18 protein-coding genes are annotated in these 22,240 nt (G+C 64.9%); 5 read left to right on the top strand and 13 right to left on the bottom strand.

Annotated elements, in window-relative coordinates:
- From ilvA to queF, 3 genes are all read left to right on the top strand, one after another.
- Window positions 1-1,473: threonine ammonia-lyase, biosynthetic (gene ilvA / locus HWY30_RS22760; protein WP_176078934.1), on the top strand; the 1,473-nt coding region annotated here is incomplete at its 5' end.
- Window positions 1,474-1,496: 23 nt separating this feature from the next.
- Entirely contained in the window at window positions 1,497-2,399 is a 903-nt protein-coding gene (locus HWY30_RS22755) for a 5'-nucleotidase (protein ID WP_090802989.1), read from the top strand.
- Window positions 2,396-3,220, top strand: coding sequence for an NADPH-dependent 7-cyano-7-deazaguanine reductase QueF (queF, locus tag HWY30_RS22750; protein WP_090802987.1), 825 nt, complete (start codon window positions 2,396-2,398; stop codon window positions 3,218-3,220). The genes HWY30_RS22755 and queF overlap by 4 nt, the downstream gene beginning before the upstream one ends.
- A gap of 92 nt (window positions 3,221-3,312) precedes the next feature.
- Here queF and HWY30_RS22745 read toward each other — a convergent pair whose 3' ends face one another.
- From HWY30_RS22745 to HWY30_RS22735, 3 genes are all read right to left on the bottom strand, one after another.
- Window positions 3,313-3,699 (bottom strand): RidA family protein, encoded by a 387-nt coding sequence (locus HWY30_RS22745; protein WP_008923846.1) that lies wholly within the window; start codon window positions 3,697-3,699, stop codon window positions 3,313-3,315.
- A 71-nt stretch (window positions 3,700-3,770) separates the two neighbouring features.
- The gene (locus HWY30_RS22740) at window positions 3,771-5,252 is read right to left on the bottom strand and encodes an N-acyl-D-amino-acid deacylase family protein (protein ID WP_090802986.1); all 1,482 of its coding nucleotides are present in this window, start codon (window positions 5,250-5,252) and stop codon (window positions 3,771-3,773) included.
- Between the two features lie 3 nt (window positions 5,253-5,255).
- A complete protein-coding gene (locus HWY30_RS22735) occupies window positions 5,256-6,146 on the bottom strand; it encodes a MurR/RpiR family transcriptional regulator (RefSeq protein WP_090802984.1) in 891 nt (296 codons plus the stop codon).
- A 155-nt stretch (window positions 6,147-6,301) separates the two neighbouring features.
- On the opposite strand from HWY30_RS22735, the gene HWY30_RS22730 reads away from it, so the two are divergent.
- Window positions 6,302-7,579, top strand: coding sequence for an amino acid deaminase (locus tag HWY30_RS22730; RefSeq protein ID WP_090802982.1), 1,278 nt, complete (start codon window positions 6,302-6,304; stop codon window positions 7,577-7,579).
- Between the two features lie 104 nt (window positions 7,580-7,683).
- Here HWY30_RS22730 and HWY30_RS22725 read toward each other — a convergent pair whose 3' ends face one another.
- Together HWY30_RS22725 and HWY30_RS22720 are read right to left on the bottom strand one after the other, a co-directional pair.
- Complete coding sequence (locus HWY30_RS22725; protein WP_090802981.1) at window positions 7,684-8,184, bottom strand: MarR family winged helix-turn-helix transcriptional regulator; 501 nt, start codon at window positions 8,182-8,184, stop codon at window positions 7,684-7,686.
- A gap of 30 nt (window positions 8,185-8,214) precedes the next feature.
- Entirely contained in the window at window positions 8,215-9,810 is a 1,596-nt protein-coding gene (locus tag HWY30_RS22720) for an MDR family MFS transporter (protein WP_090802979.1), read from the bottom strand.
- 137 nt (window positions 9,811-9,947) lie between these two features.
- Between HWY30_RS22720 and HWY30_RS22715 the strand changes: the two genes are divergently transcribed.
- Window positions 9,948-10,787, top strand: a complete 840-nt coding sequence (locus tag HWY30_RS22715; protein WP_090802977.1) for an EcsC family protein — start codon at window positions 9,948-9,950, stop codon at window positions 10,785-10,787.
- Here HWY30_RS22715 and HWY30_RS22710 read toward each other — a convergent pair.
- The 8 genes from HWY30_RS22710 to HWY30_RS22675 form a co-directional block, all read right to left on the bottom strand.
- Window positions 10,754-11,722 carry an alpha/beta hydrolase gene (locus HWY30_RS22710; protein ID WP_090802976.1) on the bottom strand — a complete coding sequence of 323 codons (969 nt, stop codon included), beginning with the start codon at window positions 11,720-11,722 and terminating at the stop codon, window positions 10,754-10,756. The two genes, HWY30_RS22715 and HWY30_RS22710, sit on opposite strands and share 34 nt — an antisense overlap.
- A gap of 132 nt (window positions 11,723-11,854) precedes the next feature.
- Window positions 11,855-12,289 carry a CHRD domain-containing protein gene (locus HWY30_RS22705; RefSeq protein ID WP_090805584.1) on the bottom strand — a complete coding sequence of 145 codons (435 nt, stop codon included), beginning with the start codon at window positions 12,287-12,289 and terminating at the stop codon, window positions 11,855-11,857.
- Window positions 12,290-12,738: 449 nt separating this feature from the next.
- Window positions 12,739-17,151, bottom strand: coding sequence for an ATP-binding protein (locus tag HWY30_RS22700; RefSeq protein WP_244144965.1), 4,413 nt, complete (start codon window positions 17,149-17,151; stop codon window positions 12,739-12,741).
- 131 nt (window positions 17,152-17,282) lie between these two features.
- Window positions 17,283-18,029, bottom strand: a complete 747-nt coding sequence (aqpZ, locus tag HWY30_RS22695; protein ID WP_090805580.1) for an aquaporin Z — start codon at window positions 18,027-18,029, stop codon at window positions 17,283-17,285.
- Window positions 18,030-18,272: 243 nt separating this feature from the next.
- Window positions 18,273-18,917, bottom strand: coding sequence for a response regulator (locus HWY30_RS22690; protein ID WP_090802974.1), 645 nt, complete (start codon window positions 18,915-18,917; stop codon window positions 18,273-18,275).
- A gap of 108 nt (window positions 18,918-19,025) precedes the next feature.
- Window positions 19,026-19,715, bottom strand: coding sequence for a response regulator (locus HWY30_RS22685; protein ID WP_090802973.1), 690 nt, complete (start codon window positions 19,713-19,715; stop codon window positions 19,026-19,028).
- A 134-nt stretch (window positions 19,716-19,849) separates the two neighbouring features.
- Window positions 19,850-20,518 (bottom strand): response regulator, encoded by a 669-nt coding sequence (locus HWY30_RS22680; protein WP_090802971.1) that lies wholly within the window; start codon window positions 20,516-20,518, stop codon window positions 19,850-19,852.
- 264 nt (window positions 20,519-20,782) lie between these two features.
- Complete coding sequence (locus HWY30_RS22675; protein ID WP_090802969.1) at window positions 20,783-22,147, bottom strand: MFS transporter; 1,365 nt, start codon at window positions 22,145-22,147, stop codon at window positions 20,783-20,785.
- Between the last annotated feature and the right edge of the window lie 93 nt (window positions 22,148-22,240).

Here is a 22,240-nt window from a genome sequence, read left to right as displayed (position 1 = left end):
CACGACTACCTGAAAAAGACCCTGACCGCGCGCGTCTACGACGTGGCGCGCGAGACCGAACTCGAACGCGCGCCGAACCTGTCGGCGCGGCTGTGCAACCCGGTCTATCTGAAGCGCGAGGACAACCAGCCGGTGTTCTCGTTCAAGCTGCGCGGCGCATACAACAAGATGGCGCATATTCCGGCCGAGGCGCTCAGTCGCGGCGTGATCACCGCGTCGGCGGGCAATCATGCGCAGGGCGTAGCGTTATCGGCGGCACGCATGGGCGTGAAGGCGATCATCGTCGTGCCGGTGACGACGCCGCAGCTCAAGGTCGACGCGATCCGCACGCATGGCGGGCCGACCGTCGAGATCGTGCAGTTCGGTGAGTCGTATAGCGACGCCTATGGTCACGCGGTCAAGCTGCAGGAAGAGCGCGGCCTGACTTTCGTGCATCCGTTCGACGATCCGTACGTGATCGCCGGCCAGGGCACCGTCGCGATGGAAATCCTCAGCCAGCACCAAGGGCCGATTCACGCGATCTTCGTGCCGATCGGCGGCGGCGGTCTCGCGGCCGGTGTCGCCGCATACGTGAAATCGGTGCGCCCCGAGATCAAGGTGATCGGCGTGCAGACCGANGTGACGCTGAACGAAGTGGGCCTGTTCTCCGACGGCACCGCGGTGAAGCTCGTCGGCGAAGAGACCTTCCGTCTGTGCCGCGAATATCTCGACGAAGTGCTGCTCGTGAACACCGATGCGCTGTGCGCCGCGATCAAGGACGTGTTCCAGGACACGCGCAGCGTGCTCGAACCGGCGGGCTCGCTCGCGGTGGCCGGCGCCAAGCAGTATGCCGAACGGGAAGGCATCGAGAGCCAGACGCTGATCGCGATCACGTCGGGCGCGAACATGAACTTCGACCGCATGCGCTTCGTCGCCGAACGCGCGGAAGTGGGCGAAGCGCGCGAAGCGGTCTTCGCGGTGACGATCCCCGAAGAGCGCGGCAGCTTCAGGCGCTTCTGCGAGCTGCTCGGCACGCGCAGCGTCACCGAGTTCAACTACCGGATCGCCGACGCGAACTCGGCGCATATTTTCGTCGGCGTGCAGATCCGCAATCGCAGCGAATCGGCGCAGATCGCCGGCGCCTTCGAAGCGCACGGTTTTGCCACCGTCGACCTGACCTTCGACGAACTGTCGAAGCAGCACATCCGCTACATGGTCGGCGGCCGCTCGCCGCTCGCGCGCGACGAACGACTGTTTCGCTTCGAGTTTCCGGAACGTCCGGGCGCGCTGATGAAATTCCTGTCGTCGATGGCGCCGAACTGGAACATCAGCCTGTTCCACTACCGCAACCAGGGCGCGGACTACAGCTCGATTCTGGTCGGCATTCAGGTGCCCGGGAGCGACCACGCGGCGTTCGAGCGCTTCATCGAAACGCTCGGCTATCCGTGCTGGGAAGAGACGAAGAATCCGGTCTATCGTCTCTTTCTCGCCTGATCTCTTCGAACCGGAACGCAACGATGGCGCTTTCGCTCGTCGACAAACTGGTGGTCGCAATCTCGTCGCGCGCGCTGTTCGACTTCGAGGAAGAGAACCGTGTCTACGAGGCCGGCGACCTGCAGGCTTACGAAGCGTTGCAGCGCGAGCGTCTGAACGTGCCCGCGAAACCGGGCGTCGCGTTTCCGCTGATCCGCAAGCTGCTTGCGCTGAACGCCGGCGGTCATCGCGTCGAAGTGGTGATCCTGTCGCGCAGCGATCCGATCAGCGGTCTGCGCGCGTTTCATTCCTGCCGCGAACACGGGCTCGCGATCGAGCGCGGCGTGTTCACGCGCGGCCGCGCGCCGTTCGGTTATCTGAAGCCGCTGAACGCTTCGCTGTTTTTGTCGGCGAATCAGCACGACGTGCGCGATGCGCTCGCCGCTGGCTTCCCAGCCGCACGCGTGTTGCCGGAATCGGCGAAAATGGCGAGCAAATACCCGGACGAAATCCGCATTGCGTTCGACGGCGATGCGGTCTTGTTTTCCGACGAAGCGGAACGCATCTTCCAGCAAGACGGCCTGCGCGCGTTCGTCGGTCACGAGATCGACAACAAGCATCTGCCGCTCGCGGACGGTCCGCTCAAGCCGCTGCTCGAAGCACTCCACCGGCTGCAAAAACTCGCGGACGCGGCCGCGCCGATGCGCATTCGCACGGCGCTGGTGACGGCGCGCTCGGCTCCCGCGCATGAGCGCGCGATCCGCACCCTGATGGCATGGAACATCGAAATCGACGAAGCGATGTTCCTCGGCGGCCTCGACAAAAGCGCATTTCTGCGCGAGTTCGAGCCCGACTTTTTCTTCGACGACCAGATCGGCCACTGCGAATCGGCCCGCGTCGTAACCGCGACCGGGCACGTGCTGAGTGGCATCGTGAACGCATCATGACACCCGAACAATCCCCGCTCGGCAAGTCCTCGACTTACACCGAACAATACGATCCGACGCTGCTATTTCCGATTTCGCGCAGCCATGCGCGCGAGGCGATCGGCATTACCGCGCGACTGCCGTTTTTCGGCACCGACATCTGGAACGCCTACGAGCTGTCGTGGCTGAACGCGCGCGGCAAGCCGCAGATCGCCGTCGCGACGTTCTTCGTGCCGGCCGACTCGCCGAACATCGTCGAGTCGAAATCGTTCAAGCTGTATCTGGGCTCGTTCGCGCAGACTGCGTTCGACTCGGCCGAGAGCGTGCGCGACACGATCAGGCGCGACGTGTCCGCGTCGTGCGGCGCGACCGTGTCGGTACATCTGAGCACACCGCACGAATTCGGCAAGCTGAAAATGGAAGAATTCGCCGGTCTGTCGCTCGACCGGCTCGAACTCGAGGCGAGCGTCTATCAGCCGGACGCGTCACTTTTGAGCGCGGCGCGCGACGAAGCGCCGGTCGAGGAAACGCTGTTCTCGAACCTGCTGAAGTCGAACTGCCCGGTGACCGGTCAGCCGGACTGGGGCAGCGTGCAGATCCACTACGCAGGCCCGCAGATCGATCACGCGGGCCTCTTGCGATACATCATCTCGTACCGCAATCACACCGGGTTTCATGAGCAATGCGTCGAGCGAATCTTCGTCGACATCATGAAGATGTGCAAACCGCTGAAGCTCGCCGTGTATGCGCGCTACACGCGCCGCGGCGGGCTCGACATCAACCCGTTCCGCACCAACTACAACCTGCCGATGCCGGACAACATGCGGCTCGCGCGGCAGTAACTCCAACACAAAAAACAGCGGTAAACGCGACGAGGGCGCCGCAGGCCATCACGACCTGCGGCGCCCTCGTCACATGAAAGCCATCAAAGCGATCAGGCCGCCGGCTTCTTATACGCGACGCAATCCACCTCGACCTTGCAGTCGATCACCATCGACGACACCACGCACGCGCGCGCCGGCGGATTCTCGCCAAAATACTCGCGAAACACCTTGTTGAACGACGCGAAGTCGCGCGGATCGTCGAGCCACACGCCGCAACGCACGACGTGCTCGGCGCCATAGCCCGCTTCCTTCAGGATCGCGAACACGTTCTGGATCGCCTTGTGAGATTGCTCGACGATGCCGCCGTTGATCACTTCGCCGTTTTCCATCGGCGTCTGGCCCGACACGAACAGCCAGCCGTCCGCCTCGACCGCGCGCGCGAACGGCATCACCTGACCGCCCGTTCCCTTTCCGCCTTCCACGCCATATCGCTTCATCGTCACACTCCTTAAAAAGTCGGGCACGCGCGGCGCCCTTGCCGCGCGTGCCGCCATCAATCGATAAAAAATCAGAACGCGCCCTGCGCATCGCCCTTCGACGGCGCACCGCGCGTGACGAACCGGCCAGCCCGCTCGCCCGTCACCGCGCCATCGCGATACGACAGCACGCCGTTGACCCACACCGCGTCGATGCCGGCAGCGGGCTGCTGGGGCTTGTCGAACGTCGCCACGTCATGCACTTTCGCCGGATCGAACAGCACAAGGTCGGCGTGATAGCCGATATGCACTTCGCCGCGTTGCGCGAGTCCGAAGCGGCGCGCGGACAGGCTCGTCATCTTGCGCACCGCTTCCTCGAGCGGCAGCAAAGCGGCATCGCGCGCATAGTGGCCGAGCACGCGCGGAAACGCGCCCCACAGCCGCGGATGCGGCAGCGGATCGTTCGGCAGGCCGTCGGAACCGACCATCGTCGCCGGATGCGACAGGATGCGCCGCACGTCGTCTTCGGACATGTTGTGATAGACCGCGCCGGCCGGCTGCAGGCGCTTGCCCGCCTCCTGCTGCGAGACGCCCCATTCGGCCGCGATTTCCTTGATCAGCTTGCCCGCCATTTCCGGATGCGGCTCGGACCACGTGATCGTGATGTCGATGTCGCCTGTCACCTGCTTCAGATCGAGCGTCGACGAGCTGCGGTTGTACGGATAGCAGTCGCAACCGACCGGCTGCCCGCCGCGCGCGCCTTCGAGCGACTTCAGCACCTCGACGCTGCGCCCCCAGTTCGACGGCCCCGCGCACTTCAGATGCGAGATCACGACCGGCACACGCGCATGACGACCGACGCGGTAGGCCTCGTCCATCGCGTCGAGAATCGCGTCGAACTCGGTGCGCATATGGGTCGTGTACAACGCGCCCGCGGCCGCGAGCGGCTCGGCGAGCGCCATCACTTCCTCGGTCGGCGCGGCGAACGCCGAACCGTATGCGAGCCCCGAGCTGAGACCGAGCGCGCCGTGCGCGAGCGCTTCCTCGAGCTGCGCGCACATGCGCTCGATTTCCTCGGCAGTCGCCGCGCGATCGAGCCGGTCCATCTGGTTGTTGCGCAACGCCGTGTGGCCGATCAGCGCGCCGACGTTTACCGCCGGCCGCGCGGCGTTCACCGCGTTCACATAGTCGGCGAAGGTCGGGTACTGGAACGCGTCGCGCTCGCCGAGCAGGTTCATCGGATCGGGCGGATCGCTCTTCAGCGATACCGGCGACGCGCTGATCCCGCAATTGCCGACGATCACCGTCGTCACGCCCTGGGTGATCTTCGGCAGCATCTGCGGCGAGCGGATCACATGCGTGTCGTCGTGCGTGTGCACGTCGATAAAGCCCGGCGCGAGCGCGCGCCCCTCGGCCTCGATCACCTCTTCGGCGAGCCAGTTCGACAGATTGCCGATCGCGGCGATGCGGCCGTCGCGGATTGCCACGTCGCGCTCGACGGGCGGCGCGCCCGTGCCGTCGTACAGTTGCGCGCCGAAGATCAGCGTGTCGGCGGCTTCGGGATGCGAATGCATGGATCAGTCTCCTAACGGTTGTCGATCGCCGCCGCCGCGGTGCGCGTCGAGCGCGTGCTTCATGCGGCGCAGCAATTCGCGGCTTTCGTCGCCCTGACTGACGGCAAGTTCGGTGACGAGCACATCGAGCGCCATCATCATCGCGTAACGGGACGACGACGGCTTGTAAATGAAATCGGTTTCGAACGCGACGATCGGGATCAGCCAGTTGGCGAGCTTCGCCAGCGGCGACGCGGGCGCCGTCAGCGCGACCACCGTCGCACCGTAGCTGCGCGCGATCTTGCAGTTCTCGACCATCTCGGGCACGCGCCCCGTGGTGGACAGCGCGATCACGACGCACTCGCGTGACACCGTGCTCGCCACCATGCGCTGCAACAGCCCGTCCTGATAGGTCGCGACCGGGCGGCCGAGGCGCACGAGCCTGAAACGCATTTCGTCAGCGAGCGCGGTCGAGCCGCCGCCCATGCCGAACACGTAGATCATGCGCGCATCGCGCAGCGCGGCCGCCGCTTCGGCGAGCGGCGCCTGGCGCAGCAGTTGATGATTGTGCGCGAGCGCCGTTTGCAGCTCGTCGAAGACGCGCGTGGCGATCGGCTCGGGTGCGTCGCTTGCGGTGTCGCGCTCGAGAAACCGCTGACCGACCGCGGCCGCCTGCGCGAGCCGCAGCTTGAGTTCGCGCACGTCGCGGCAGCCGACCGCCTTCGCGAAGCGCGTGACGGTCGCGATGCTGACCTCGGCCTGCTGTGCCAGCGCGCCGATGCTCGCGCGCGACGCGCCGGTCAGATCGTCGAGGATCAGCGCGGCGACCTTGCGTTCGGCCGAGCGCAACTCCGGCGCGCACTCGGCAATGCGCGCGACGATGTCGAAAGCGAGCGGTTCGGCGCTACGGTTCATGGCAGGCGGTGGGGTTCGCGGCACGGCTTTCGCGGCCCTTTCCGGCGGCCTTCGAAACCCATGGTACTAAATAACATTCGTTCAGACATCGTACTTTCGATAACATGGTAAAGTCAAATCCAACTCAATTTACCCGGACGATGGAGCACGGAGACATGAAAGTTACAAACTATCAGGGCGCGACGATTGATCCTTATAGCAAGGGCTTGGGCATGGTTCCGGGCACGAGCATCCAGCTGACGGACGCCGCGCGCCTCGAGTGGAACCTGCTCGCCGAGGACGTCAGCCTGCCGGCCGCCGTGCTGTACGCCGATCGCGTCGAGCACAACCTGAAGTGGATGCAGGCGTTCGTTGCCGAATACGGCGTCAAGCTCGCGCCTCACGGCAAGACCACGATGGCGCCGCAACTGTTTCGCCGTCAGCTCGAAACCGGTGCGTGGGGCATCACGCTCGCCACCGCTCATCAGGTGCGCGCGGCGTACCACGGCGGCGTCTCGCGCATCCTGATGGCGAATCAGCTGGTCGGCCGTCACAACATGATGATGATCGCCGAATTGCTCAGCGATCCGGATTTCGAATTTTTCTGCCTCGTCGATTCGGCTGAAGGCGTCGAGCAACTCGGCGAATTCTTCACCTCGGTGAAGAAGCCGCTGCAGGTGCTGCTCGAACTCGGCGTGCCGGGTGGACGCACCGGCGTGCGCGACGAAGCGCAGCGCAACGCGGTGCTCGACGCGATCGCGCGCTATCCGGACGTGCTGAAGCTCGCGGGGGTCGAACTGTACGAAGGCGTGCTGAAGGAAGAACCCGAAGTGCGCGCGTTCCTGCAAGGCGCGGTTGCGGTCACTCGCGAACTAGTTGAGCAGGGGCGTTTCGCGCGCTCGCCGGCGGTGCTATCGGGCGCCGGATCGGCGTGGTACGACGTGGTCGCCGAAGAGTTCGCGCAGGCGACGCAATCCGGCAAGGTCGAGGTCGTGCTGCGTCCCGGCTGCTATCTGACGCATGACGTCGGCATCTATCGCAAGGCGCAGACCGACATCTTCAAGCGCAATCCGGTCGCGAAGAAAATGGGCGAAGGCTTGCTGCCGGCGCTGCAATTGTGGGCGTACGTGCAGTCCATTCCCGAGCCGGATCGCGCGATCATCGGCCTCGGCAAACGCGACTCCGCGTTCGACGCAGGCATGCCGGAGCCGGCGCGCCACTATCGCCCGGGCCAGCAAGCGCCGCGCGACATCGCCGCGAGCGAGGGCTGGGAGATCTTCGGTCTGATGGATCAGCACGCGTATCTGCGGATTCCCGCCGGCGCCGATCTGAAAGTGGGCGACATGATCGCGTTCGACATCTCGCATCCGTGCCTGACGTTCGACAAGTGGAAGCAGGTGCTGGTCGTCGATCCGCAGTATCGCGTGAAGGAAGTGATCGAGACGTTCTTCTGATCGGACCACGCCGCGCTGACTGAAGCGCGATCTGTTCCGCTAAAGAAAAAGGCTGTGCGCCCCTGGGCTCACAGCCTTTTTTATCGCCACGCGCGGACTAAAAATCACATGCGCTGCGCCGCCTCGTCGCCAGCGGTCTCCTGCGGCGCGGCGGCCACGGTCGCGGCGTTGGCGTTGGCCGTCACCTCGCCGATGCGCGTCTCCAACATTTTCAGCGCGCTCGACAACGCCGCGAGCGCCTGATCCGGCAACCCGGCCATCGTGTCGTGCAAGAACGCGTTGCGACGCGGCAGGCTCGCTTCGGTCGCGGCGTGGCCCGCTTCGGTCAGGCGCACGTTGGTCACGCGGTTATCGCGCGTATCCATGCTGCGCGCGATCCAGCCCAACCCTTCGAGCGCCTTCAACTGTCGCGTGAGCGCGCCAGGATCGACGCGCAACCGCTCGACGAGCCGCTTCTGCGACGACTCGCCGGCCTGCTCGCGCAGCGCGAGCAGAATGCGCCAGCGTGGCAACGGATGCCCCACCTGGGCCTCGAATGCCGACATGAACGCCCGATACGTGCGACCAAATTGCTGCATGACGGCGACGCGGTCCTGTTCTTCCATAATCTGCCTGTCCAACACCAAGTTCAAAAATCAGTCTGCGTGAATCACCGGCTCGAGCTTGCGCTGCAGCTTGATCGGCGGCACGCGGCGGGTTTGCCACACCGACACGACGGCGATCACCGCGGCCATCGCGAGACCCAGATGAATCGCCCCGACCAGCGCCTCGCGCGCACTTTCGAGCAACATCGCGCCGTTGTGGCCAGCGTGGGTCAACTGGTCGACGAGCGTGGTCTGCGCATCGCGGTTGATCAGGATCTGCGGATCGCCGAGATCGGCGAACCAGTGCGACGCGCCCGCGCCTTCGAGTGCATTGCGCACACCGCTCCTGTACATGTGGGTCACGAGCGTGCCGGTCAGCGCCGTGCCGATCATGCCACCGATCATCCGCAGCGACTGCAGCAGCGCGGTCGCGATGCCGAGGTGTTCGCGGCCCGCGGTCTGCTGCGCGAAGATCGTCAGGTTCGGCATCACGAAGCCGAGCCCGAGGCCGCCGACGACCATGAACGACATCAGCACCCATTGCTGCATCGAACGGGTCGCGACGACGATGCCAAGGCATGACAGCGCGACCATCGCAAAGCCGATGTACAGCATCAGGTTCGGATTCTTCACCCGCGACACGACGCGCCCGTTCGCGATACTGCCGATCGTGATGAACACGACGAGCGGCGTGATCACGAGGCCCGCCTCTTTCGGCGACATGCCGAAGCCGCCCTGGAACAGCAGCGGTGCGTAGAACAGCAGCGAGAACATCGTGAAGCCGCCGAGCACGGCCAGCGTGAACAGCGCGGCCAGACTGCGGTTGCGGAACATGTCGACGGGCAGGATCGCGGTCGGGCAGCGCTTTTCCCATTTCCACAGCGTGACGGCCGACGCGACGGCGAGCCCGAGCAGCGCGAACGCGCTCAGCGTGACGCCGTGCTTCGGCAGCAATTCGACGAACAGCTGCAGTGAGCCGAGCGCGATGGCGATCAGCAGCGCGCCGGGCCAGTCGAGCCGCATCTTGCCGGTATGTTCGACGTGCCGCAGATGCGGCAGGAAACGCCAGACGAAAAACAGCGACAGCAGCCCGACCGGCAAATTCACATAGAACACCGAGCGCCAGCCGTAGTACTGCGTGAGGAAACCGCCGAGCGACGGGCCGACCGCATTGGCGATGCCGAACGCCGAGCTCATCAGCACCTGCCAGCGCAGCCGCACGACGGAATCGGGGAACAGATCGGGAATGCATGCGAACGCGGTGCCGACGAGCATGCCGCCGCCAATGCCCTGCAACCCGCGCGCGAGCACGAGAAACAGCATGCTGTTGGCCGCGCCGCACAGCACCGAGGCGCCGGTGAACACGACGATCGACGCAATCACGAACGGCTTGCGCCCGTAATAATCGCCAAGCCGCCCGAAAATCGGCACGGTGATCACCGAGGTCAGCAGATACGAGGTTGCGACCCATGCGTACAACTCGAAGCCTCGGAGTTCGGACACGATGGTGGGCAGCGCGGTGCCGACCACGGTCTGGTCGAGCGCGACCAGCATCGTGACAAACGAGATGCCGAGCATGGCCAGCAGGGATTCGCGAAACGGTAAGACTTGCCCACTCGAATGGTGGGCGGCGGTATGGACAGCCATTTTTGATGGAGCAAAAGTTGACGTGTCAAAAGATTGGGGATCATACCATGGTGCGACGCGCCAAGCGGGACGGAACGCGTCTTGCAACGCGGTAGACTGACTCCAGGTACGCAAGACACGACATGCCAGGGAGGCCCATGCAGCCGAGTTCGCTCGCAGCACCATCCTTATCGGAGCAGGATCTCGCCGCGCTGCGGCGCGCGAAACACCAGCTCGAAAGCCCCGCGCTCACGATGAAGCTCGCGAGCGTCGTCGGCGCGCCGATCGAGAAGCTGCTATCGCGCATCCCGGCGTTCGCCAACCAAAAAGTGTCCGATGCGACGCAGGCCGCGTTGCGCAAATGTCTGTCGATCGCGCTACGCACGCTCGGCCGGCGCGAGGACGCCAGGCTTCTCGCGCCCGACAAGCCGAACAACCTGCTGCACAAGTTCGCGGTCGCGACCACCGGCGCGGCCGGCGGGGCGTTTGGATTGATCGCGCTGCCAGTCGAGCTGCCGGTCACGACTACGCTGATGTTCCGCTCGATCTGCGACATCGCGCGCAGCGAGGGCGAGGACCTGACCTCGGTCGACACGCAGTTGCAATGCCTGACCGTGCTCGGCATGGGTGGTACATCGAGCGAGGACGACGACGCCGACCTCGGCTACTTCTTCATGCGCGGCGCGCTAGCGCAGGCGGTGTCGAAGGCGTCGTCCGAGGTGGCCAGCAAGGGCTTCACGACCCACGGCTCGGCGGCGCTGCTGCGGCTGCTCAACGCGATCGCCGCGCGCTTTTCGGTGCAGGTCAGCGAACAGATCGCTGCCAAATCGATTCCCGCGATCGGCGCGGTGCTCGGCGCGATGGTCAACACCGTGTTTATCGATCACTTCCAGCAGGTCGCGCACGGGCACTTCACCGTGCGGCGGCTCGAGCGGCAATACGGCCAGCAAACGATCGAAGCCGTCTATCGGACGCTCGACGTGACGCTCGACGCCTGAGCCCTGTTCGCGGCGCGGCTCGTCGCGCGTCGCACGAACGCGGCCGCGCGATCGAGCGCGCGGTTCGCCTCCGGCATGAACGGCGCGAACATCGGCCACACGTGCGGCAGGTTTTTCCACACCTCGCATTCGCAATCGACTCCTGCCGCATGCGCGTTGTCGGCGACGCGGCGCGCGTCGTCGAGCAGCACCTCGGTGCTGCCCACCTGCAAGAACAGCGGCGGCAGACCGCGCAGGTCCGCGTAGACCGGCGACGCGTACGGATGCGTGGCCGGCGCGTCGCCGAGATAGATCTTGGCCGCGCGCTCGATCGAGGCGCCACAGAACATCGGATCGACGCTGTCGTTGGTGCGCAGGCTCGCGCCGGTCGTCGCCAGATCGGTCCACGGCGAGAACAGCAGGCCGCCAGCGGGCATCGGTGCGCCGGCGTCGCGCAGCGCGACCAGCGTGGCGAGCGCGAGGCCGCCGCCGGCCGAGTCGCCGGCGACCACCATCGAGCTCGGCGCGATGCCCATCGCGAGCAGCTGTCGATAGGCGGCGGTGGCGTCGTCAAGCGCGGCCGGAAAGCGATGCTCGGGCGCGAGGCGGTAGTCGAGGGAGAAGAGCCGCGCGTCTGCGCGGGTAGCGAGAGCGAACGTTAGCGACCGATGCGTGCGCGGCGAGCAGAAGTAGTAGCCTCCGCCGTGGCAATACAGCACCGTCGGCTCCGCGCCGCCGGCCGTGCCGCCGTCCACGCGTTCCAGCCATTCGCCGACGAGCGGCGCCTCGCCCGCGCCATACGTTTCGCGAAGATGCCAGCCGCGCGGCACGCGTGGCGACCACACCCGCTTCGAGGTCAGCGCGCGCGCCCGCTCGACGTTGATAGACGGTTTGAGGGTTTCGGGCCGGAACTGCTTGCGCAAATACCAGCAAGCGAGTGCGCTTTGCCAGCTCATCGGGACATGCTCCTTCGTTGAAGTCCCGTCATGGTACGGGCGGTGGCGGGGACGCCGTTGGTTGGCGGGTTCTAACGGTGTGAAGCTGCTTTTGGCCGCGGCACGCGCGCTCGGCCCACGCGAGGCCCACGCCTAGTTCGCCGGCAACACCTGCCCGCGAATTTCGCCCGTCGGATTCTGCGCGGTATGAACATTGAAGTACCACTGCCCCGCCATCAGATCCGTGACCTGCTGCTCGGTCAGCTTCGCCGTGCCTTTGATCGGACTCGCGAGGCCATTCTTCTCGATCGGCACCTGGACCTTCGCGTTCTGGCCAACCGGCGCGGGACCGTGGAAATTCGCGGCGGTGACCGGACTGCTCAAGTCTTCGTAAGTAGCAGTCCACTGCAGCGATTGGGTGGACGTGTCGAAGGTCGCATTCAGCATGCCGTGCCCGTGACTCACGCGCGGCGGCACTTCGCTCGACGGCTGGAGATTCGCCTTCAGCGCAACCGTATCCGCGAACGCAGCGCCCGACGCAAGCGCCCATACCACCACGGCCAGATTCAATTTTCGCAGCGAAATCATGGTCTTCTCCGGACATTGACGCGCCGCCGCGGCACCCGTGTCGGCCGTGCGGAGCTTCCACATACTAGTGCAAATCATTTGGAGCCGGTGAGGTTGGGATGGTGGCTTGCGCGGGCCGCTTTAATTCGAACCGGACTGTGATTAAAACCGAAGGCCCGATGGGCAAGGTGCGCAATGCGCGCAGGCGTTCGTCACGATATGCCTAAAATACCGGCAAAAATGTAGTGCGAAATCGTTTTAATCGATTTAATCGAAAAGTTAATTGCGCGATTTGTAATGAATAAATGACGCTGTTCCTGGTATGCTTCGATTTGCGAGAAGTGACTCCTTCATCGAAGGATGTCTCCAAATCTTTAACGCGGCTTCGGCCGCGTTTTTTTTCGTCCCGATTTTTGTCGCGGCCGTTTGAATCGGCCGCGTATTCGCGCGAGGTCACCGCCCGCCGCCCGCTAGGCGAGCAATGCAGCCTGCTGTTCGATGCCATCGAGCATTGCCTCGCATTGGCGGATTAGCGCATGCCCCTCGTTACGCAACTGCTCGGGCGACTTCGCGACAATGTCGCGACGATAGGCTTCGAGCGCGTGTACGAGTGGCTGATACCGCAGCACGCTGGCCGCCCCCATCACCCGATGCAGCCACTCGGGCACCCGCCCCGTGTCCGCGCGTTCGAGTAACGTCGCAAGCGCGTTGAAGTCTTCGCGCATCGACGAGATGAATGAACCGAGCAACGCCTTGACCGTCGACTCGCTTCCCCATAACTGCGTCATGTGTGCTAGTTCGATGGGCACGTACGGTTCGACACCGACGCGCTGCGTGATCTGCCGCTCGCCGGCCGGCGCAGACGATTCGCGACCGCATGTTTCTGCCGGCGCGGGGTGCCGAACGGTGTCGGTGCCAAACCAGCGGCTCAGGTAGTCGCGCAACGTGGCGAGCCGAGTCGGCTTGATCAGACTGTCGTCCATGCCGGCTTCGCGGCACAGCCTCAGGTCGTCGGGCGCGGTGTTGGCCGTGATGCCGAGTATCGGGAGACGCTGCGCGCCGCCGCGCAGTGCCTCCGCTTCGCGGATACGGCGAGTCAGTTCGTAACCGGACAGGTTCGGCATGTGACAGTCCGTGATCAGGCAGCCATAGCTCGTGCGCTCGAGCGCGAGAAGCGCTTCGACGCCGTCGTTCGCGACGTCGCACGCGAACCCCAGCAGGGCGAGTTGATGGCGGATCAACTCCTGATTGACTGGGTGATCTTCCGCGACAAGAATCAGTCGCCCGCTCGCGATCGCGCGTTCACGATCCGGCGGCGGCGCGACGCCAAGGGTCGAGAACGGCACGCCTGGCGCTCGCGGTACCATCGGGGACATCGACGACAGGCCCGTCATCGCGGCCGCGCATGCGGCGCCGAGGCCGCGCCACGAAAACGGATTGATGCTCACGCGCACCTTGTCGTCGAGGATGCGGTAACCCGTCGGCATCGGCTTTTCGGTCAGCGTGACGACACGCGCATTTGCGCCGATCTGTACGGGCAACGTGACGTCCTCGCCGACGAACAGCAGATCCGCGCGGCTCAGCAGGTCGCTTTTGCCCTGCGTCGCCGCAGCGGCCGAGAGGCTGCGCAGTTCGAGCCCGAGCGCCTCGCCGAAGTGTGCGAGAGCGCGGCCGATGCGCGGATCTCGCGTGATCACGACGGCGCGTTTGCCGCGCAGACCGTTGATCGAATAACGCTGCTCGACGATCGGCATCGTCAGCCGCACGGTCATCCTCGTGCCGTGGCCCGGTTCGCTGCGCAGCGCGAGCGTGCCGTTCATCAGGTCGATCAGCTTGCGGCAGATCGTCAGCCCAAGGCCCGTGCCGCCGAAGCGCCGCGTGGTGGACGACTCAGCCTGCACGAACGGCTCGAACAGGCCCGCCTGCACGTCCGGCGCGATGCCGATGCCGGTGTCCTCAACGGTCAGCTCCAACGTCTGCGAGTCCGCGCGATCCTGGACGACCGCCACGCTAACACCCACCTCGCCCTTCGGCGTGAACTTGATCGCATTGCCAAGCAGATTGAACAGAATCTGGCGCAGACGCACGCTGTCGCCGCGGAGCGTCGCGGCGGCGTCGGTCGCGATGTCGACGCGCACTTTCAGCCCTTTTTCGTGGGCGCGCCCCGCGAGCAGGCCGACCGCGTTATCGACGAGTTCGCGCAGATCGATCGGCTCGGCTTCGAGCGTGAGCCGCCCCGCCTCGATCTTCGAATAATCGAGCAAATCATCGAGAATCTGCAGCAGCGCGCCCGCCGACTCATGGATCATGCCGAGCATTTCGCTCTGATCGGTACTGAGCGGCGTGCGCTCGAGCACTTCGACGAGACCGAGCACACCGTTCATCGGGGTGCGGATTTCGTGGCTCATCATCGCGAAGAAGTCGTCCTTCGCGCGCGAGGCCGCCTCGGCCACATCGCGTGCCCGCGCGAGTTCCTCCGAACGCGCGCGCTCGACGCTCGCATCGACCCAATAGCCGCTCCAAACGACGCTGCCATCGGCTTCTCGCCGCGGCACCAGCTCGGCCCGCACCCACTTCAGTTGACCGGCGTTTCCCAGGCGGAACTCCATATGCACTGGGGAGGCGCAGCTCGCGGAACGCTCGAGCTCGGCGAGAACGCGCGGCCGATCCAGCTCCGACACTCGTTGGAAATCGACCCGTGCCCCCCCATGCCAATCACCCTCGCCGAGCAGATGCCGCGTGTCGCCGCCGATGTACGGGAAGGAATACGCGCCGGACGGCGAGCGCCGCAACTGGAACACGACGGCGGGCAACGAGCGCGTGACGTCGAACAGGCGCCGTTCGGTTTCGCTCGCGCGCATTTCAGCGCGCCGGATGTCGGTGATGTCGACCATCGTGCCAAGCACGTACGCCGGATGCCCATCGCTGGCCTCGCAGACGCTCGTCCAGAAAATCCCATGCCGCGCCTCGCCAGCGCCGTCCTCGAACTGGAGTTCGACTTTCGCGATGCCGCCGCCGCGCAGGATCTCGCCCGTGATGTCGTCGAGCACGCGGCTGTTTGCGTCGCCCCATGTGCCGACCTCGGTCGTCGTGCGCCCGAGCACGTCCTTCCGCTCCAGCCCGCACGCTTTCTCATAGGCCTCGTTGATCGCGATGTACCGTCCGTCCAGGCCTTTCGCGATGAGCGGATACGGCACCGTCTTCATCATCGTTTCCTGGAAGTTCAATTGCAGTGCGAGTTCGCGCTCGGTCTGCTTGCGTAGCCGGACTTCGCGTTGCAGCAGCACGTACGCGCGCAACGTGACCAGCAGCACGACGCCGATGCCGATCAGCACCGGCAGCAGCCGCACCGCAGTCACGCTCCATACGGCGTTGTCCGGCGCGGCGGGACTCACCCACTTGCGCCGGATGCGCTGCTTTTCGGCTGCCGGCATCGCCTGCAACGCGCGATCGATCAGCTTGACGAGCGGGCTCAGATCCTCGCGCACAGCAAAATACAACGAGTCGGATTCGCCGAGCGAGTCGAGCACCCTGAGCGCGCCGACGTAGTGCTGCCGCAGTTGCACGTTGATCGCGGCCGCGTTGCCGACCAGCACGTCGGCCTCGCCGCTCGCGACCATGCGCAGCGCCTCGCCCAGGCTCGCCGCGACGACGATGTGATCGACCGGCACCGCTTCCAACGCGAGCGGCACCGAGCCGGCCACGTGCGGCGACATCACGACGCGGCACGACGTGATGTCGTCGAACGAGCACGGGGGCGGCGCGCCGCTCCGCCCGACGATCACCAGCGGATCGCTCTCGTACACACGGCTATGGTCGGCGCCTACCAGGAGCGCGGCGCGACTCGATGTGGAGGACAGCATCGCGAGGTCGCCACGCTGGAACGCCTCGACGGCGGCGGCCCAGTCGGCCATGCGCGCGCGGTTGAACACGACACCGAGCGTGCTGCTCAGGTACGTGAGGTAATCGGCGGTCAGGCCGACGGGGCGGCCTGCGGAATCAACATAGCTGAACGGCGCCCAGTCGTTGTCGAAGCCGACCTGCAACGGCGGCAGCGAACGCAGCCAGTTCTTCTCTTCCGGCGTCAACGTGAAACGTGGTGCATGCGGCGCGGGCGCCGCGTTGAAGTTGCCGGACAGCCAGCGCGCGCGTATCGCGGCGGCCTCGGCGGGATTCATCGACACGAGCGCGCGGTTCAGCTGATCGCGCAAAGCAGGCTGGCTAGGCGATACGGCAAAGCGCAGGTCGAGCGCTTTGCCGCCTTGCTCGAACGCTACGCGCAGCTTGCGATACGCGTCGGTCGCCAGTTCGTATTGCACGACCGGCGTGAAGCCGAAGTAGACGTCTGCATCGCCATGCAGTAGCGCGTTCAGCGCTTCGTGCGTGCTCGCGAACGAGACGATACTCGCGCGAGGAAAACCTGCGCGCAACAAACGCTCACGCGCAAAACCGCGCTCGATCGCGATACGCGCGCCAGCGAGGTCGGTGGGGTTCACATGCCGGGCGTCGTCGCGACGCACGACGGCCGAGGCGAACGAGTGGAAGTAAGGAGCCGTAAAGCTGAGGCAGCGCTCGCGCTCCGGCGTGCGCGCTATGCTCGTCAGCAGGTCGACCTCGCCGGCGCAAGCCGCGGCGACCAGCCTGGCCATGTCGGGAAAGCTCTTCGTCTCGATGACGACGTTCGGCCCCACGAGCGCGCGCAACAGGTCGCCGCTGACGCCGGCGAGCCGGCCGCCCAGCGGAATGTCGAACGGCGCCCAGCCTCCTTCGAGAATGCCGATCGTCAATCTGGCAGGAAATGCAATGGATGACGACGCGGAAGAACCCGTTCCCACTGCGGAAATTACGGGTGGCTGTGACGCAGCGCCGGCAGGTCCGGCCATGCAGACCGCATCCGTAACCGCCAGCAGAAAAAACGCGAGCCAATGCGTCATTGAGTGGCGCGGCGAGCGCGGCCAAAGACACCGCAACAAACGCCGCGCATCGACCGGAAGTGGTGAGTACCGTCCCTCGCTCACGAAACGTCACCCTGCCCGTCCACCAACGACACCGAAGACGAATCGGCTCCGCCGTCCAGAAACGAAAACAGCACGCCAGCCGCGATTGCTCCGGCCAACGGCGCGGCCCAGAACAGCCACAACTGATCCAGCGCCCAGTTGCCGACGAACAGCGCCTGCGCGGTCGAGCGTGCGGGATTGACCGCTCCATTGGTGATCGGAATGGACACCAGGTAGACGAGCATCAGACATGCGCCAGTGATGAATGGCGCAATCGTTGCCACCTCTTTTCGAACGACGACCAGCAGGCATGCTCCGACAAACACGAACGACAGCACGCATTCCACGACGAGCGCCGCATGCAATGGATAGTCGGCGGGCGAATGAGCGCCGAAGCCGTTCGCCGCGAATTCACTCGCGGAGAGTTCGAAACCTGGCCGGCCGCTGGCGAGGTAGGCGAGCAGCGCCGCGGCGACTATGGCGCCCCAGATTTGCGCAGCGATATAGGGCAAGACATCACGCACGGGAAAGCGCTGCGCGATCGTCAGGCCGATGGTGACGGCAGGATTGAAATGCGCGCCGGAAATCTTGCCGAAGGCATAGCTGCCGGTAGCAAGCGCAAGACCGAACGCCAACGACATTTGCAACGCGCCAGTGCCCTGCAGCACGCCTGTGGTGTCCAGCACCGTACTGCCGCAGCCGACGAACACGAGCCAAGCCGTACCCACACCCTCGCTGCACAATCGCTTGCCTAGCGCAACCATCTCTATCCCGTCCATCAAGTATGAGGCACAGACGCCAAACGATCGCGCGAAGAGGTCTGCACCGGATTCCCCTGATCCATTGGTAATCGGATCACGAGCCAGCCGCTTGGCAGTTGCGGCGCAAGGCGCGCAATGACAGGGGCGCCAGGATTATTGGGTGCCCCCCACGCCACGGCAATCAGATAAGTCTGATAAGGGCTACCTCAAATCCATCGAGAAAGAATTTGTGACCGTTGCTGCGCCTCATATCAGCCCAATCTGAGTGGCGTAGTTGATCAGGTCGGCTTCTGTTTCCAGTCCGAGCTTGCGCATCGCGCTGCGTTTTTGCGTGCTGATGGTTTTGTCGCTACGCCGCAGACGTGTGGCGATCTCGTGCACCGCGAGGCCTCGCACATAGAGTTGAAACACCTCCCACTCGCGTGCGCTCATCACACCGCCGCGCCGGGGCGGCGCAGGCTCCGCGGTCGCGAGTGCGGCCCGAACCTGTTCCGATAGATGGGTGCCCCCGGCGGCAACGGCTTCGATTGCGTCGATCAATGCGTCCACGGTGTCGCGCTTGTCGACGATTCCAGTCACGCCGATATTGCGCAAGCCGGCCAACACGTGCGCGCGCCCAATCATGGTCAGCACGACCACGTGGGGATGCGGCGTGCGCCGTAGCAGCCGGCGCAATAGCGGCACCGCGCTGGTGTCTCCGTCGAGTCCCGGCATGCCGATGTCCGACACGACGACGTCGCATGCGCAGGCATCGAGCAGCTTCGCGAGACCCCGGGTGTCGGCAGCTTCGCCGACGATTTCGATATTCGGCTTGTCGCGCAGCAGAGATCGGACGCCCGCGCGAATGGAGTCGTGATCGTCCGCCACGACGACGTGAATCTTGTTTGGCATTCTTTTCCGTGACTTTTTTATGGTGTCGATCGGGCATACCGCACGAAATGTGTCCCCCGGTTATGCCGATATATTCGCCGCGCGCCTGCGCAGAATGTTGCCGCCCGCTTAACGGCTTTGACCAAGCCCTTCTGGCACTACGCCATACTCGACTGCGAAGCGAAACAATTCGGCGTCGCTATTCAGCGACAGCTTGCGCATGGCCATGCACTTCTGCGCGCTGATCGTCTTCACACTACGTCCCAGCCGCGTGGCGATTTCCGTGACGCCGAGTCCTGACGCGTATTGCGTAAAAACCTCGAACTCTCGGCGAGACAGGGTGGCGCGCACGAAGTCGAGACGTTTCGTCAGCGTGACATCGGCCAGCATGGCGCGCACCGCCGGACCGACAAAACATTCGCGCGCCAGCGCCATGACCACCGCCACATGGATCAGATCGATACGATCACGTTTGCTCAGCAGCCCATCCACGCCGAGCGACATCACTTTGCGCAGCGTCGCCGCCTCCGTTTCCATTGTCAGAATGACGAGCGCCACGTTGGGATAGCGCGCCTTCAACTGCCTGACGACGTCGAACCGGTTGTCGTTGTGCCCTCCTGGCATGTAAAGGTCCATCAGCACGATATCGCAAGGACTGCGATCGACTTCGATGAACAGTTCGGCGACATCCGCCGCACGGCCAACCACCTTCAGGTCCGGATAGTTGCCAATCAGATTTTCTATAGCCAGCAGAACCAGCGGATGATCATCCGCAATGATCGTTCGAACAGGCGAGCCTGATGCAGCCATGAGGTTCATCGTCTGGCGCTCCTCGATACTTTCATTTCTCGACCTTGTTATGTGTGACCGGCGCTCACGCAATGGTCGAGCATTTCTATTGCGACAAACATCAGAGCGCTCTGAAATGGTACGAACAACCGTATGCCTGATGCTTAGTCTTCCGATTCGAGGAGGACCGTGCCGCAGGCGCGCACACAGGAAAAGAGCGCGGGGTCGTCGTTGACGCCAAGCCGCGCCATCGCTTCGCGCTTGTGCCGGCTCACCGTGCGGCGATGGCAGCCGAGCGCCGCCGCGATCTGCACGATGGACTCGCCGCTCACGAGCCTGCGCAGGATGTCGGTCTGCCGCTTCGACAGCAGCAGGGCCGACACGAACCGACCGTTGTCCGGCTGCAAACGCGCGAGCGTTTCGACTACCGAGCGGCCCAGGTAGCGCGCGCCGCGCGCACTGTCGCAGACCGCTTGCGGCAGCTCCTCGAGCGAATCGGCTTTGCCGATCACACTGACCGCGGCATCGGCGACGACGACACGCAACATCGCGGCGTTCGTCTGCCCGGTCACGACGACGACGCGCAATGACGGCCACTCGCCACGAATGCGCCGGATCAGGCCGAGTCCGTCGCCAATCTCGCCGGCGGGCTCCGGCATGGAAAGATCGACGACGAGCACGTCGCACGGTGTGTGTTGCAGCAATGCGATCAACGCAGTGGGCATCTGCGCCTGGCCGACGACGGACAGACCTTCGTGCGCCTCCAGTGTCGATTTCAGGCCAAGCAGGATGAACGGGTGATCGTCCGCCAGAATGATTCGAAGATTTGTCACGATTAGTCTCGCTCGCTATAAGAATGGTCGAAATGCGCGCGGCAGTGGCTGTGCAGGCGGCAGGCGTCGACCTGCGTCGCGGCACTCAAGCGACGTGCCGGAAAAGCCATCTGATCACCCTCGCAAATTCACGACAATCGGAGCGTTCCTAATCCAGATCAATAATCGGGATAATTTATAGTTCGACCAGGCAATATGCGCACCGTGATTCGAATCGAATCAAAATCGATTCGGCAACGCAAAGCGCGCTGTTCGCCCCATGTCTCACGCCGCATCGCAAGCACGCGTCGCGCGCATTGCACGCGTCGACGCGGCGCGCGGAAACACCGGCAATGCGAGCAACGCGCAAGCGCTCGCCACCGTCCACACCAGCGGCCATGCTCCGATAGACAGCAGCGCCGGAATCGCGAGCGGCGTCACGAACAGCGTGAGGAACACGCAGGTGTTGCCCATCGCGAGCGCTGTGCCCGCGCGGCGAGTACCGGCGAGCGTCGCGAGTTCGGTGAACGCGACGCCGTGCCACGCCGACGCGCTAACTCCGCCGAGTACGATCATCAGCGCGAACGGCGCGACCGCCCCGGCGCGACGCAGGCCGATGAGCCCGGTCGCGAGCGCGAGCAGCACGAACAGCACGGCGGTCACCAGACTGCATGCCCGCATATACGCGCGGCGGTTGCCGCGCCGGTCGGTCCACGCGCCGCTCCAGACCCGCGCGATCGCGGCGCCAGTCTGCACCGCGGCCATCGTCGCGCTGATCGCGAACACGCCGGCACGCCCGAAGTCGTGCAGGAACACCGTGCCGAATGTGATCACGGCAATCTGCGGCATGCACAGCGCGCCCGCGCCGAGCGCGACGCGCCAGATCGCGATGTCGCGCAATGGGGAGATCATCGGCGGCGGTGCGCTGACGTTCGAGGAGTCCAACCTCCGACCGTTGGCCGCCGCAGCACGGGCCGTCGCAGCCGCGCGCACTCCTTTGGGCGCCGGCGTATCGTCCGCGTGTGCGGGCTCGTGCAGCCAGCGCCACGCGAACCATGCGGTGATCGCGCACGCCAACGCCAGCACCGCATAGGCGCTCGCAAAACCAAAGTGCGAGGCGAGCACCGGCAGGACCACTGCGCCGAGTCCACCGCCCGCCGGCACGGCGGTTTGGCGGATGCTCATCGCGAGGCCGCGCTCGCCTTCGCGAAACCACGCCATCACCGCTCGGCCGCTCGATCCGTTGACGCTGCCGCCCAGCAGTCCGACCAACAGCAGCCCGAGCGCGAGCGGGACGATGTCGGGCACATGCGCGCCGCCCGGCGACACGAACAGCGCGAGACCGGCTAGCGCGACCGCGGTCGACAGCAAGCCGAGCAGCAGCACCCGGCGATCGCCCCAGCGGTCGGTTAGCAGCCCCCACGGCAACTCGCTGACCGCAATGCCCAGGCCGAGCATGCCGAGCACGAGGCCGAGCCCGTGGTTGCCCAGGTGGTAGTCCGAGCGCAGGAACACCGCTGTCGTCGGAATCCCCGAAAATGCCGCCGAAAAGCTCGCATTCGCGGCAAAACCAACGCCCAGCACCTTCCAGCGATGCCGCGCGCCGCGCTCGCCGGTGCCGCCCGACGCTGTCATCGATCCGTTTTCCATCACACCCTCCGTGTGTCATTCGAGGGTATGCTACGGCTTGGCATTCCATCGGCAAAGCCGGAAATTCAGATCGCCACCATCGGAAAAACCGAA

Source organism: Paraburkholderia tuberum STM678, from assembly GCF_902833905.1.
In the GTDB taxonomy this organism is placed as follows: Bacteria; Pseudomonadota; Gammaproteobacteria; order Burkholderiales; family Burkholderiaceae; genus Paraburkholderia; species Paraburkholderia tuberum.
Note: the sequence above shows the minus strand (reverse complement) of the source record. Positions and strands in the feature narration are given on the sequence as shown.

Coding starts and splice junctions, on each gene's coding strand:
- HWY30_RS22755 (WP_090802989.1), top strand. CDS start 1,497: ATGGCGCTTTCGCTCGTCGACAAACTGGTGGTCGCAATCTCGTCGCGC.
- queF (WP_090802987.1), top strand. CDS start 2,396: ATGACACCCGAACAATCCCCGCTCGGCAAGTCCTCGACTTACACCGAA.
- HWY30_RS22745 (WP_008923846.1), bottom strand. CDS start 3,699: ATGAAGCGATATGGCGTGGAAGGCGGAAAGGGAACGGGCGGTCAGGTG.
- HWY30_RS22740 (WP_090802986.1), bottom strand. CDS start 5,252: ATGCATTCGCATCCCGAAGCCGCCGACACGCTGATCTTCGGCGCGCAA.
- HWY30_RS22735 (WP_090802984.1), bottom strand. CDS start 6,146: ATGAACCGTAGCGCCGAACCGCTCGCTTTCGACATCGTCGCGCGCATT.
- HWY30_RS22730 (WP_090802982.1), top strand. CDS start 6,302: ATGAAAGTTACAAACTATCAGGGCGCGACGATTGATCCTTATAGCAAG.
- HWY30_RS22725 (WP_090802981.1), bottom strand. CDS start 8,184: ATGGAAGAACAGGACCGCGTCGCCGTCATGCAGCAATTTGGTCGCACG.
- HWY30_RS22720 (WP_090802979.1), bottom strand. CDS start 9,810: ATGGCTGTCCATACCGCCGCCCACCATTCGAGTGGGCAAGTCTTACCG.
- HWY30_RS22715 (WP_090802977.1), top strand. CDS start 9,948: ATGCAGCCGAGTTCGCTCGCAGCACCATCCTTATCGGAGCAGGATCTC.
- HWY30_RS22710 (WP_090802976.1), bottom strand. CDS start 11,722: ATGAGCTGGCAAAGCGCACTCGCTTGCTGGTATTTGCGCAAGCAGTTC.
- HWY30_RS22705 (WP_090805584.1), bottom strand. CDS start 12,289: ATGATTTCGCTGCGAAAATTGAATCTGGCCGTGGTGGTATGGGCGCTT.
- HWY30_RS22700 (WP_244144965.1), bottom strand. CDS start 17,151: ATGGCCGGACCTGCCGGCGCTGCGTCACAGCCACCCGTAATTTCCGCA.
- aqpZ (WP_090805580.1), bottom strand. CDS start 18,029: ATGGTTGCGCTAGGCAAGCGATTGTGCAGCGAGGGTGTGGGTACGGCT.
- HWY30_RS22690 (WP_090802974.1), bottom strand. CDS start 18,917: ATGCCAAACAAGATTCACGTCGTCGTGGCGGACGATCACGACTCCATT.
- HWY30_RS22685 (WP_090802973.1), bottom strand. CDS start 19,715: ATGAACCTCATGGCTGCATCAGGCTCGCCTGTTCGAACGATCATTGCG.
- HWY30_RS22675 (WP_090802969.1), bottom strand. CDS start 22,147: ATGGAAAACGGATCGATGACAGCGTCGGGCGGCACCGGCGAGCGCGGC.